Origin of the sequence: Xenorhabdus bharatensis (assembly GCF_037996705.1) — a bacterium.
In the GTDB taxonomy this organism is placed as follows: domain Bacteria; phylum Pseudomonadota; class Gammaproteobacteria; order Enterobacterales; family Enterobacteriaceae; genus Xenorhabdus; species Xenorhabdus bharatensis.
Genome location: NZ_JBBMXG010000016.1, coordinates 113,501 through 126,693 on the forward strand (window position 1 = coordinate 113,501; position 13,193 = coordinate 126,693).

Here is a 13,193-nt window from a genome sequence, read left to right on the forward strand (position 1 = left end):
ATGTTGACGCTATTTAAAGAACTTAACAAAAATCAGGCATCAGTATGGGTTTATGAAAATAAGTTGAAACTGACATTCACAGGGGAAACGCCCCCTGATCAACTTATTGATCAAGTTAAACAGAAAAAAGAAAACATTCTTAATTTTTTAAATGAAAAAAACATCTTCTCAGTAGAAGACTTTAAGCGTTTTATTTCCCTTGAAAATTATGCTGGTAGGCCTGCTACTTCATCCAGCAACAAAAAAATTGAGGCTATTTTCCCTGCCACCAGCTTGCAACAGGGGTTTGTCTATCATTATCTTTCTCAGCCACTGGATGATGCTTATCGCATACAGCTGCTATTGGATTACCACACCTCTATTGATGTTAACGCTTACCAACAAGCCTGGACACTAGCTTCGCGCCGTTTCCCGATCCTCAGAACCGCCTTTCATTGGGAAGGCGAAATATTACAAATCGTCACAACAGGTGCCAGTATTAATGCGACAAATTTCAGACACGAAGATATTACCCCTTTATCAGAAGAAGAAAAAAACAGGGCGATTGATACGCTCTCACAACATGATCTCTCCCTGCCATTTAATTTACGTCAGCCCGGATTAGCGCGCTTTACCCTGATTAAACAACATCAACAATTGATTACCGTGGTTATCACCCTACACCACAGCATCATTGATGGCTGGAGCTACCCGATTTTATTGCAAACCGTTCATAGCTATTACAACGCACTCACACAGGGCCGCACACCTGAAATCGTTGTAGATAACACTTATCTGGACGCCCAACAATATTACCGCAATCATCAGACCGATACGGATAGTTATTGGTCTGAGCGCAAGGCCCAATGGCAGGGCACAAACGATTTATCGGCGCTGCTAAGCCACCGGATTGACTTGACCCAGATAAAAATGATCGAAAAACCGGCAGAAAAACGACTCACTGTGCAGGGTAACGCTTATGAGCAGCTTAAAAACACCTGCCGGAGACACGGAGTGACGCTGAATGTGGCGCTGCAATTTGCTTGGCATAAACTGTTGCACATTTACACCGCTGATGAGCAGACAATTGTCGGCACAACCGTCTCCGGTCGGGATATCCCCGTTGCAGGGATCGAGTCCAGTGTCGGTCTTTATATCAATACGTTGCCTCTGGCTGTGCAGTGGAAACAAACCGACAGCATCGTCGCCGTTTTACAACATATCCAGAAAAATATCGCCGACCTCAACAGCCACAGTGCCGTTTCTCTCGCCAGTCTGCAATCTGACGGAGAACGGTTATTTCACAGCCTGTTAGTGTTTGAAAATTACCCTGCTCCGGTGGCAGACGAGAACCAAACCGGCATCGAACAGACACTGACATTTCGCCGCGCAGTGGAGAAAGTGGATTATCCATTGTCATTGATAGCGTATGAGCAAGGTAACCGTTTAGTCATCAAATTTAATTATGGGAAAGACTGGCTGGAGGACGAACAGGCATTACGTTTGCTGGAGCAGCTTGAACGTATTCTGCACGAAGTCTCCTGTCATCCGGAACAGTCTCATACCGCTATCACCTGTCTAAGTGAGGAAGAGCGTCATACTTTGCTGCACAGTTGGAACCAGACCGATGCGCCTTATCCACAGGACAAAACTCTGCCACAGTTGTTTGAAGCGCAGGCGGCTCAACTTCCTGATGCCATTGCAGTGGAATTTGAAGAACAGGTATTGAGCTATGGGGAACTTAACCGCCGTGCCAATCACCTGGCTCACTATCTGATTACGCTGGGGGTATGCCCTGACGAGCGTATTGCCATATGTGTTGAACGCAGCCCGGAGATGGTGGTGGGCTTACTCGCCATTCTTAAAGCCGGTGGGGCTTATGTACCACTCGATCCCGCCCTTCCGGGCGAGCGATTGGCTCACATGCTTAGAGATTCGGCCCCCGTGGCTCTACTTACCCAGTCTACTTTTGCACAGGCTCTGGAAGCTTCTCTTCCCTCGGCCAGTCATACCGTATTACTCGATGAACAACCGGCTTATCTCACCGACCAGCCAGCTCATGATCCGGTAGTTCCGGCACTGGCATCTCACCATCTGGCCTATGTGATCTACACTTCCGGCTCCACCGGCTTACCCAAAGGGGTGGAAATGCCGCAGTCCGCGTTATCAAACCTGCTGCTCTGGCATCGCCATACGCCTGAACACCCTACGACCGCCGGTAAAACCCTGCAATTTGCAGCACTGGGCTTTGATGTTGCGTTTCAGGAAATCTTTACCACGCTGTGTGAAGGTGGCTGTCTGGTGCTGATTAATGAAACCCTCCGCCGGGATCCCCAACAGCTTCTTAAACTGGTTCAGCAACAACAGATTGAGCGAATCTTTCTGCCTTATGTTGCTCTCCAGCATTTTGCTGAGTCTGTCAACCTCAATGAAGAAGACGACCTTTCCTGCCTGAAACATATTATTACCGCCGGTGAACAATTACGTATCACCCCCGCCATTCAGCGTCTGATGCAACGCGCTGGTCACTGCCGGTTACATAACCACTATGGTCCGACAGAAAGTCACGTGGTAACGTCATACACGCTGGACAACAAGACTAAGCAATGGCCAACGTTACCGCCGATCGGGCGCCCGATAGCCAACACGCAAATCTATATTCTTGACCCGCATGGTCAGCCGGTACCGTGGGGAGTCACCGGCGAAATTTATATCGCCGGAAAAGGCGTTGCCCGCGGGTATCTCAATCGCCCTGAATTAACGGCTGAACGTTTTCTGGACTGCCCGTTCTCTAACGAGCCGGGAGCACGTATGTACAAAACCGGTGATTTGGGTCGCTGGCTGCCCGATGGCAATATTGACTATCTCGGTCGCAACGATTTTCAGGTTAAAATTCGCGGCTTCCGTATTGAACTGGGCGAAATTGAAAGTGCGCTGATGACCTATTCACAGATCAAACAGGCGGTCGTGATTGACTGTGAGCATCAGGGTCATAAAGTACTGGTGGCGTATCTGGTTGCTGAGGACGCTGTCTCCGATGAAATGCTGCTTACGCACTTGTCTGATCGCCTGCCGGACTATATGCTGCCCACCAGCTTTACCTTTATGGATACTATTCCGCTGACGCTGAACGGCAAAGTCAACCGCAAAGCCTTGCCGGAACCACTTTTCGGGAACAGAGACAGTTATGTCGCCCCCCGTAATGCCTTAGAAACTCAGCTTTGCGCTATCTGGCAGGATGTGTTAGCGCTGGAGCGGGTGGGTATTGACGATAACTTCTTCCGTATCGGCGGCAATTCTCTGCTGGCGATTAAACTCACTTCGGCAATACGCCATAAAATGGCCGTTGATATTCCGTTAAATATCTTATTCAGTTGCAAGTGCATTGCTTTATTATCCCAATGGCTGGTAACGGATAATAAAAAAATCAGTTTACTTAATTTCCTAACACCAGAGTCAATGGCAACGGATAAACTATTTATGATTCATCCCGCTAATGGTGGTAGTGAATCCTATGCCCCTCTGGCAAATATATTAGCTGATAATTATAACTGTATTGGTATCGATAATTACAATCTCAGTACAGATAACCCAATAGATTCATTGCAACGATTAGCTCAGATTTATATGGAGTTAATTCTGACTGAAATCTCTATTGATCAAACTATCCGCATCTTAGGCTGGTCATTAGGTGGACAGTTAGCAATGGAAATTGCCTATCAATTAGAACAGATTGGCGCACAAAAAATCCAGCTATTCTTATTAGATACGGTAATTAACAACGCTGAGATTAAAATACTTAAAAATAACATTAACATGTCTAATATGAGCCTATTACTCACTGATAAGCTACAGAAAATGGGCGCCAATGATATCTATATTAATAAAGTATTGGAGGCTGCACCATTTGAATACAAAATAGCTGATTGTGACTTAAGCGGAATATTAAAACATACCCGTATTACGCTATTCAAAGCAGGTGAAATCAATCCTGACTATAATGACGCTTCGCATATAAAGTTGACTGAATCAATCATAAAAGTGACGGATAATAATATTTCTCAATGGATATCCACCCCGTTAGAAATTATACTATTGAAAAATCACCATCATAATAACATTCTTGAATGTACTTCTATTATTCGCAAAGAAATAATTAATACATTAGGAATTAAGGAATAGGCATTAATATAAACTAATTTGGTGGCGATTAATGAGGCTGGTATTACCAGCCTCTTATTCGATAGAGTCTCCCGCCAGATAGCGTCATGGATTGTTTGAGTATTCTTCAATAATTTCTCTCTTTAACGCCTTCTTTAGCATTGGCGTATAGTACAATTATCACCCTAAATATATATCGATAATAAAATATTTATTTTCATATTATCTCTTCTACAAGTTTAATGTTTTTATATTGTATTCAATATGTTAATTAATTGATGCCGTTAAACTGTTATATAAATTAAATAAAAAATTGTTACTGTTATATGTTAAATATCCATGCTTTACTCGTTCGTACTTTTCCACTTATTTTTTATACCAAAATGAGGTAGCTATGTTCGGGTTAACTGCCCTGGAACTTGCAAGGATACAATTCGCATTTACCATTTCTTTTCATATTATCTTTCCCGCTATTACAATAGGTTTAGCCAGTTTTCTTGCTCTGTTAGAAGGCTTATGGCTGAAAACACGTAATACAGACTACAAAACGCTATACCACTTTTGGGCAAAAATCTTTGGCATTAATTTTGGTATGGGCGTGGTTTCCGGTTTAGTCATGGCCTATCAGTTCGGTACTAACTGGAGTTTTTTCTCTGAGTTTGCCGGAAGCATCACAGGCCCTTTATTAGTCTATGAAGTGCTTACCGCCTTTTTCCTTGAGGCCGGATTTCTTGGCGTTATGTTATTCGGCTGGAATCGGGTGGGTGAAAAACTCCATTTTTTCGCCACCTGCATGGTGGCCCTCGGCACAATTATCTCCACCTTTTGGATACTGGCATCCAATAGCTGGATGCAGACGCCACAAGGCCATGAAATTATTGATAATCAGGTTGTCCCCGTAGATTGGCTGGCGGTTATCTTCAACCCTTCTTTTCCCTATCGTTTGCTGCATATGGGAACAGCAGCATTTCTCGCTTCAGCGTTCTTTATTGCGGCTTCCGCTGCCTGGCATTTACTGAAAGGCAATGATTCGTCAGCCATGAAAAAAATGCTGTCAATGGCGATGTGGCTGATTCTGATCATTGCTCCATTACAGGCATTTATCGGTGATTTACATGGCCTGAATACCCTGAAATATCAACCTGCCAAAGTTGCTGCGATGGAAGGCCATTGGGAAAATCATCCCGGCGAAGCCACCCCACTCATTATATTTGGTATCCCCGATCAGGAAGCAGAAGAGACACGTTATGCCGTCAAAATTCCCTACCTTGCCAGCATTATCCTGACACACAGCATTGATAAACAAGTTCCGGCACTGAAAGAGTTTCCACCAGAAGATCGCCCCAATGCTTTTATGGTCTTCTGGTCATTCCGGGTTATGGTCGGATTGGGATTATTAATGATTCTGGCGGGAGTCTGGGGGTTATGGCTGCGCTATAAAAAACGGTTGTACCAGAACCGGACGTTTCTCCGCTTTATGCTCCTGATGGCACCTTCTGGCCTGATTGCCATACTCGCCGGGTGGTTCACCACGGAAATCGGTCGCCAGCCGTGGGTTGTCTATGGACTGATGCGCACGAAAGATGCGGTTTCTGCTCATGGCGAATTCCATATGAGCATCAGCCTGCTTATCTTCTTTGTCGTCTACGGCGCTGTTTTCGGTGCTGGTTATGCTTATATGATGAAACTTATCCGTAAAGGGCCCAATAAGGAGTTAACAAATGGGTATTGATCTTCCCCTCATCTGGTTCCTGATTATCGTCTTCAGTACCATGATGTATATCGTGATGGATGGCTTTGATCTTGGGATAGGTATCTTATATCCCATGGTTAAGGGGCAGGCAGATCGTGATTTAATGATGAATTCTGTTGCCCCCGTCTGGGATGGTAACGAAACTTGGCTGGTACTGGGTGGTGCCGGTTTATTCGGCGCTTTCCCCCTAGCCTATGCCGTGATTCTGGATGCACTGGCGATCCCATTAACGATTATGTTATTAGGGCTGATATTCCGCGGCGTAGCATTCGAGTTTCGTTTCAAGTCAGCGCCGAAACATCAGCCGATTTGGGATAAGGCGTTTATTGTCGGTTCAATCATTGCGACTTTTATACAGGGTGTCGTCGTCGGGGCTGTTATTGAAGGCTTTCCTGTAGAAAATCGGACCTATATTGGCGGGAGTTTCGATTGGCTTTCACCCTTTCCGTTATTTTGCGGTTTTGGTCTGCTTATCGCTTATGGGTTACTGGGATGTGGCTGGCTGGTGATGAAAACCGAAGGACATTTGCAGCAAAAAATGCTCAGGCTTCTACGTCCATTAACTTTATTGATGCTGATAACCATCATTATCGTCAGCATCTGGACACCGCTTTCTCAGCCGGCTATTGCTGACCGCTGGTTTAGTCTGCCTAACCTGTTTTTCTTTTTGCCTGTGCCATTACTGGTTTTAGGATCAAGCTGGAAACTGCTGGTTGCTAACCAGAAGAGCGGTCATTACACGCCGTTTTTGGCCGCATTACTACTCGTATTCATGGGGTTCAGCGGGTTAGGGATCAGTATCTGGCCAAACATCATCCCCCCCTTTATCAGCTATGAAGAGGCTGCCTCTCCCCCTCAATCTCTGGGTTTTATGCTTGTCGGTGCACTATTTATCATCCCAATAATATTGACTTACACCTATTGGAGTTATTATGTCTTCCGAGGAAAAATCACCCATGAACAAGGCTACCACTAAAACAGAACATTCACATTCTTCGCTATGGAAAAGATTGGGTTGGATGATAACTATTTGGTGTTGTAGTGTATTAACGCTTTATGCCGTTTCGACTTTATTCCGTTTCTTAATGACGGCGGCAGGGATGAAAGTGAAGTAATTATCCATTTTCTGCCTGATTTTATGTAGTGGCATGATAATCCCGGGCACCTCAAAAGACTGCTAATGTTATTAATATGATCATGAGGTGCAACAATGAAAGTGAAACTCACCAAACGCCACTATTCCGCTGAGTTTAAGCTGGAAGCGGTTCAACAGGTTATTCTCCATCAACAACGGGTGGTCGATGTCGCCCGTTCATTGGGGATCAATCCCCGTACGTTGGGAAAATGGGTTCGCCAGTATAATGCCGAAATCCAGAGGATAACGCCGGTCGGTAAAGTACTGACGCCCGAACAACGCCAGATACAAACATTAGAAAAACAGGTGAAACGTCTGGAAATGGAAAAGCAGGCGACCGTGCTGATTTGGGTGCGTATTAATGGTGATTTAAAAACAATCAATTAGTGATTATTAATGTGGCATTGATACACAAATGAAACTTATTCATATATTACAATTGTAAATAGTTATTATTATATTTGTTATTTCCTATATCGTCACTTATGTGAGTGGTTAAAATTTAATCTATTATGCTGTTTATTTTCTATTAAGCTAGAATTGTGCAACGGAAGAGATAAGAAAAGAACTGGACTGCGAAAAAGCCTCGACCATTGGGACTGGAAACAGTTACAAGGAAATATGATGAGTGATGATTTGGGCCTCTACATTTAAGAACTAATATTTCTGTTCAAAATCTGCTGGTGCGGCCAAACACCTATTTCCCCACTCTATCGCAGACATTGCAGATATTGCAGATATTCCTACAAGAATGGACTTTCCAAGCCCATTCCACGTCTTCATTTTCTCCCTTAGTCTTTCTGGATATTCAGCGTAAAGGCACACTATATTTGCCCATGGATCGCAAACAATCACATCAGGATAGGAATTTTCAGAAGACATTCTTTCTAGGCATGGCGTGTTGCTTGGAGCCTGAAGTAAGTTAAAAACACAAAATATATGATCTACTCCTTCAGCTTCACGGCAGCCGAAAGTCCAAACAGTACTGACCGAATCCGTAGTAAGAGCACGATTCACAGCATGTTCAGTATATTCCCCACAATTGCCAGCATGTTCGTCGAAAGGTATGTTCAGGTGCTCAGCAAAAGTTAACTGTGATGATGCTCTCTTTTTCAAAATGAATTCCGTCGCTTCTAGAGCATGAGCATTGCGGATCGTTTTTTTGACATGATGAGCATTGCCATAATTCAACAAATAAACCTTGTTGTTCGATTTATGTCCCCACCAAAAATATCCTCTAGTAGCACTATTTATTTTATCAGCTTGATCCATTGTGATCATAATCTTTCCTTCTTAGTTGTCTAAAGATGCATGGCATACCTGTTCGATACCGCCTTGTCCGGCAAACTTTAAATATTATTGGCAGGGCATTCAATGAAACTGACAACACATAAAGAATTACATGATAAGTGGATGGATGATCCAGCATACCGCGCAGCATACGAAGAAGAAACAAAAAAATCACATAAGTCGGTCAGCAAGGTGCGTTAACAAATCCATTCTCTCATGAAGCATTGCCACGATTAACGCAGGAGCATCTTTACGCAGCAAACAAAACACATAGTGATGTTCACAGTGTGCCATGCGTAATGCAGGGAAAATCTCGCTCATATCTTTGAAAGGTTCTTTGCCACAAGCGCGATGTTCAATACCTTGTTTCAGGGTAGTAACGTAATGGCGTACTTGTGCATCACCCCATTTTGAGTAAATTTAAAGTTCATCCTTTCTTCACGTAGCCTAAAGCCAGTGGGACACATTTTTTAATTTCCTTATTTATAATTAACTATTTGCTTTCTTATCAGGCGTTGCTTGTGCAAACGCAGAACCTACAGCTCGCATGTTTGCGCATGATTCTTCGCTCATCGCGCGATAGTGTTCAATGAATTTTTGTTCTTCAATCGTGATTTTTGGTATACCTGACTTAATACCAGTAAGAACATACATAGTATCAATTCCGAGATTAACCAATGCCGCCAGATAATTGGCATCAGGCACTCTTTCGTCACGTTCATAGTATGCCTGAGTACCTCTTGAGCATCCTATTAAGGCTACGGGCGCGGATTAAGTAAATTGGAAAAAAGAAAGGCAAATAACCAAAAGTGCTTGACATTGCAAAACTGTGAGTTTCTATTGAAATAAACCCATTAGTCATAATTTTGTTGAGGAAAAACTGACCTTTAATACAATTCATTAAGGAGTAACATCATGGCATATGCAGATCAACTTCATCGGAGCATTTTTTTGTTATCTCAGCGAGTCACTAGACTAAAACACTTACCTATCCTACTGGAGCCTTGGGAACAAGCTGAAGATAATGAGATTTATGAATTACGGTTTAGCTTAGTTGAGGAGAGTAAATATGTGTTAATAAATATAGCTGATAAAACGGAAACGACACCAGATGGATGGTATGTTTTTGTTAATAGGGTAGATGAACCCGGAATTATTCGTATGGTATCAATGTCAGAGACAGAACATGGGCACTCATCGTTAACTCATTATCGTTATCAAAAGGGCGGTGTAGAATACAGTGACAATATATCGGTTTACTATGCAGGTCTCGCTGTATTTAAAAAAGGTGAGTTAGTTACGTGGAGTAATGCTAGTGGCCACTATAAGCCTAAGCCTGAGCTGCATAGGAATTTCATACCTTATGTTAGTCGGCTTCTGCCATCGCATTTATTTGAGGAAGTCAAGACTGATTGTGTCGGAGATATACAAAATAACTAAATGCTGCTAGTTGAGCGGCATTTAGTCGGGATTTGTTACTTATTTTTCTTTAGCAGACTGGCTTTCCAGCGCTTAACCAGCCATTCGACTTCTTGGTAAGTGGTTTCAGAGTTGATATGTTCTCTGATAACTTTGATTAAGGGTTCGGCAATATCGTAAGTTTCAATCACTGTAGTGATGTGATGGGCGCCCCTTTTTTCAGCGGCAAATAGTGCCATCTTTCTTTCCGATGCACTGCATTTTTCGGGAGAGAACCTATCATTGTTGTGGTCAACAAAAATTGCTCACTGCCTTAAATGGAAAAAGCCCTCACTGAACATTTTCTACTCAGAAGACGATTTTCCAATGACGGCTTAAACAGAATTCGGGTTACATTAGATATTTGATTCAGTTATTCATGGTCTTTCTACAAATATTTAACGGCTTCATCATTGCGACATAATATAGAAAGCAATAAATGAAGCCGTTCTGTTGTACTATACCCATCACCCATTCAATTACTCTTCTGAGCAATCTTTATTCCCGCTTAACCTTAAGAACTATAAGCCTGCAATGCCTTTTGACATAACTTAGAGCGCACACAATCTTCCTGAGAAAAATGAATGACACTAATTGCTTCATCATTAAAAAAACGCGCCAGTGCATCCGCCAGCCCTGATTTGGTGCTGTCCGGTAAATCGCACTGGCTGATATCTCCATTCACAATAACAGTTACGTTTTCTCCCAATCGGGTTAAAAACATTTTCATTTGATTAATCGTCACATTTTGTGCTTCATCAAGGATCACGAACGCATTTTCAAATGTCCTGCCACGCATATAAGCAAAAGGAGCTATCTCGACTTTTCCAATTTCAGGACGAAGGCAGTATTGCAAAAACGATGCGCCCATACGTTTTAATAACACCTCATAAACTGGGCGGAAATAGGGCGCAAATTTTTCTGCCACATCTCCCGGCAGATAACCTAAATCTTCTTCCGCCTGTAATACCGGACGTGTCACAATGATTTTATCAACCTCTTTATTAATCAGTGCATCTGCTGCCATTGCTGTACTGATAAACGTTTTACCACAACCCGCTTCACCATCAGCGATCACCAATTGTTTATTCTTGATAGCGCGCATATAACGGTACTGCACTTCATTGCGTGGGCGAATTTCAGAGGTATCCCTGTTTTCTCGTGCCATTCCGATTGCTTCTACTCCGCCAATCTGTACTAATGAGGTAACGTTATTATCATTGCGATAACGAGACTGACGCATATCTTTTTTTAGCATTCTCCTGACTTCGCGGCGAGATTTCATCACTGCTTTTTGTCTACTCATAGTCGCACACCTTATCGTTGGCTTCACACTTGCGGTGTTCTATCACCGATTAGAATAACTGCGTTATATTGAATAGAAGTGAGCTCCCTTTTCAGCTCATTAAGACCCATAAAAAAACCGGTGATAAGACAACCGCCTTTCTGTTGGCAGCTCGGTCTTTATCACCGGTTCACTTCCTGACTGAATTGTAATTGTTTCAGTATCTGTCATCGGCATTCCTCGCATATCCGCTTTACCATAACCAGACTAAATTTAGCGGACTATGATGTCAGTATAATGACAATCTTTTATTTATGACAAGGTAACAATTTAAATTTTACTGAAACATTTTTTAACTTTTGATTGATAAATCACAAAGAAACAAAAACATAAAATAACAACTCAGCCAATATTAATTATTTTTTACAATTAGCAGCTAAATGATAACCGGCTTTCTGGGCTTCAGATTCGGAGCGAAAATAAACCGCATTTTGATCCGAAGTGGTTTTATACCCTGAGCAGTGAGAGAGGTGGTATATCATGCTGTTCTTATTGCCTTTAATAGCTTCATTTGCGGCGGTTCTAGCTGTTGATTTAGCCACTGAGACCGGCTCGGATACTGACCGTACAGGATTTACACTTCGGCTATCATCTTGCCCGCTAATCCCCTGACCTGAATTTTTATGCCCTAACTGCCACTTTTTGCTGCCAGTAACAAATGGGTTGTGGTGCCCCATAATCCGCGCGATACGATTATCTCTTTCCCGCTCCCAAGCTTCCACAGGATATTGGCGATCCCAAGCCATCATTAACTGCTGCTGCTGACGCGACATTGTCAGGTTATAGCGGTCGTGCATATAGAAATAGACTCTGGCCACCATACCTTTCACTTTGTCACGCGGCTCAAACAAACGTGACTTAAAATCAACTTTACTACTACAGGCACCATACATATTGGGCAGATTTTTAGCAGCCATTCCATACCCTAAATTGCTGCGATCCCCATTTACTTCGCCAATAGAAGGTGCCAAGTTATGCAGATCCGATTCTATTACGCGAAATGCCGGGTCACTATCAACACAGTTTTTTCTCCCGCCATTCTGCCAACATTGTCTCTGGTGACCGAATACCCATGCCGGTACAATATGCTCCCACTCGATGCGTTCAGCTCGGTTCTGCTGCGACCTTACATGGTAGTTACATGAAGGCAAGTCAACGCGTCCGCCACTTTTACCAACCCATTGCCAGTCACAGCCACAATACAAAGTACCAACACCTGACTTTTCCAGCCCCGCATAAACATATTTTCGTGACTCAACTTTAGCCTGTTCAAAGTTGGCCGGAGCACTCCATGCACTAAAAGAAATAATTAACCCAAAAAATAAAAGATAATTTGCCCAAAAGCGAATATTATTGCTCAAAATAATACCTATTTACTTGTCGTATAATAACAGTCTGTTATCCTGCCTGAACGGACGAATAAATGACACATATTTTATGTATTAATTAATGATTATTGTGGGAGCAGTTTGTTATTTTATCTATTAAAGTTTAATATCACTTAATTCATCGAATAAGTTAATTTATTACAACTTTAAAGGTTCAAATACGTTGTTTATTAAGCTATTGAACTCCCTTTATTTGGGTAAAATTAAATCAACTTTAGCATATTTAATACCATAAATGACAATTAACACTAAAATTGAACAGCTTGAACATGAGCTGCTGGATGTTGTAAAGAAATATTCAGGAAATGAAGAAGTTACCGTTAACACAATTCATAATTCAGAGAACAACTTACAAATTCAAGTTATTATCGCAGGTAAAAATCAGTTAGATATTACTTTAAATTCATTTTCTGATGAACAATGACCACATTACATGCCTGAAAAACAGGCAATAAAATAAGCCATTATTGAATTAATGGCTTCCTTTATTGCTTTTTTGTTAAACTTAATTAATGCTTACAACTTACATAATAAATAAAGGTTAAGCGTTATTAAAGTTATATACCCATCGTCATTGAAGATGCTTGATTTTTCATTCCTATCAGATCAAAATCGCGCCATGAAAATTACCCTGACAGATGCCCAAAAAGAAGCGCTTGAATTGATGCACGATACGACTCGTGA

The 13,193-nt window shown here is 42.3% G+C and carries 10 protein-coding genes and 1 pseudogene; 6 read left to right on the forward strand and 5 right to left on the reverse strand.

Annotated features, from left to right (window positions below; all coding sequences use genetic code 11):
• From AAC855_RS15315 to AAC855_RS15335, 4 genes are all read left to right on the forward strand, one after another.
• Entirely contained in the window at positions 1-4,161 is a 4,161-nt protein-coding gene (locus AAC855_RS15315; RefSeq protein WP_340610738.1) for a non-ribosomal peptide synthetase, read from the forward strand.
• A 373-nt stretch (positions 4,162-4,534) separates the two neighbouring features.
• Positions 4,535-5,872 (forward strand): cytochrome ubiquinol oxidase subunit I, encoded by a 1,338-nt coding sequence (locus tag AAC855_RS15320; protein ID WP_340610740.1) that lies wholly within the window; start codon positions 4,535-4,537, stop codon positions 5,870-5,872.
• Entirely contained in the window at positions 5,862-6,869 is a 1,008-nt protein-coding gene (gene cydB, locus AAC855_RS15325) for a cytochrome d ubiquinol oxidase subunit II (protein ID WP_340610742.1), read from the forward strand. The genes AAC855_RS15320 and cydB overlap by 11 nt, the downstream gene beginning before the upstream one ends.
• 234 nt (positions 6,870-7,103) lie before the next feature.
• Complete coding sequence (locus AAC855_RS15335) at positions 7,104-7,415, forward strand: transposase (protein WP_340610745.1); 312 nt, start codon at positions 7,104-7,106, stop codon at positions 7,413-7,415.
• A 270-nt stretch (positions 7,416-7,685) separates the two neighbouring features.
• On the opposite strand, the gene AAC855_RS15340 is transcribed toward AAC855_RS15335, so the two are convergent.
• Together AAC855_RS15340 and AAC855_RS15345 are read right to left on the reverse strand one after the other, a co-directional pair.
• Entirely contained in the window at positions 7,686-8,309 is a 624-nt protein-coding gene (locus tag AAC855_RS15340) for a hypothetical protein (protein ID WP_340610746.1), read from the reverse strand.
• A gap of 498 nt (positions 8,310-8,807) precedes the next feature.
• The gene (locus AAC855_RS15345) at positions 8,808-9,023 is read right to left on the reverse strand and encodes a hypothetical protein (protein WP_340610748.1); all 216 of its coding nucleotides are present in this window, start codon (positions 9,021-9,023) and stop codon (positions 8,808-8,810) included.
• Positions 9,024-9,233: 210 nt separating this feature from the next.
• Here AAC855_RS15345 and AAC855_RS15350 point away from each other — a divergent pair, with 210 nt between their 5' ends.
• On the forward strand, positions 9,234-9,758 hold the full coding sequence (locus tag AAC855_RS15350) for a hypothetical protein (protein ID WP_340610749.1): 525 nt from the start codon (positions 9,234-9,236) through the stop codon (positions 9,756-9,758).
• A gap of 35 nt (positions 9,759-9,793) precedes the next feature.
• Here AAC855_RS15350 and AAC855_RS15355 read toward each other — a convergent pair.
• From AAC855_RS15355 to AAC855_RS15365, 3 genes and pseudogenes are all read right to left on the reverse strand, one after another.
• Positions 9,794-9,934: pseudogene (locus AAC855_RS15355) on the reverse strand (DUF4760 domain-containing protein); the annotation flags it as partial.
• 356 nt (positions 9,935-10,290) lie between these two features.
• Positions 10,291-11,082, reverse strand: coding sequence for a phosphate starvation-inducible protein PhoH (gene phoH, locus AAC855_RS15360; RefSeq protein ID WP_340610750.1), 792 nt, complete (start codon positions 11,080-11,082; stop codon positions 10,291-10,293).
• A gap of 395 nt (positions 11,083-11,477) precedes the next feature.
• A complete protein-coding gene (locus AAC855_RS15365) occupies positions 11,478-12,482 on the reverse strand; it encodes an endonuclease (protein ID WP_340610751.1) in 1,005 nt (334 codons plus the stop codon).
• A gap of 262 nt (positions 12,483-12,744) precedes the next feature.
• Between AAC855_RS15365 and AAC855_RS15370 the strand changes: the two genes are divergently transcribed.
• A complete protein-coding gene (locus tag AAC855_RS15370) occupies positions 12,745-12,933 on the forward strand; it encodes a hypothetical protein (RefSeq protein WP_340610752.1) in 189 nt (62 codons plus the stop codon).
• Positions 12,934-13,193 lie beyond the last annotated feature (260 nt).

What these genes read in the sequence shown, in the direction of transcription:
- AAC855_RS15335 (WP_340610745.1), top strand. Translation starts at nt 7,104, where the DNA reads ATGAAAGTGAAACTCACCAAACGCCACTATTCCGCTGAGTTTAAGCTG.
- cydB (WP_340610742.1), top strand. Translation starts at nt 5,862, where the DNA reads ATGGGTATTGATCTTCCCCTCATCTGGTTCCTGATTATCGTCTTCAGT.
- AAC855_RS15350 (WP_340610749.1), top strand. Translation starts at nt 9,234, where the DNA reads ATGGCATATGCAGATCAACTTCATCGGAGCATTTTTTTGTTATCTCAG.
- AAC855_RS15320 (WP_340610740.1), top strand. Translation starts at nt 4,535, where the DNA reads ATGTTCGGGTTAACTGCCCTGGAACTTGCAAGGATACAATTCGCATTT.
- AAC855_RS15370 (WP_340610752.1), top strand. Translation starts at nt 12,745, where the DNA reads ATGACAATTAACACTAAAATTGAACAGCTTGAACATGAGCTGCTGGAT.
- AAC855_RS15315 (WP_340610738.1), top strand. Translation starts at nt 1, where the DNA reads ATGTTGACGCTATTTAAAGAACTTAACAAAAATCAGGCATCAGTATGG.
- phoH (WP_340610750.1), bottom strand. Translation starts at nt 11,082, where the DNA reads ATGAGTAGACAAAAAGCAGTGATGAAATCTCGCCGCGAAGTCAGGAGA.
- AAC855_RS15340 (WP_340610746.1), bottom strand. Translation starts at nt 8,309, where the DNA reads ATGATCACAATGGATCAAGCTGATAAAATAAATAGTGCTACTAGAGGA.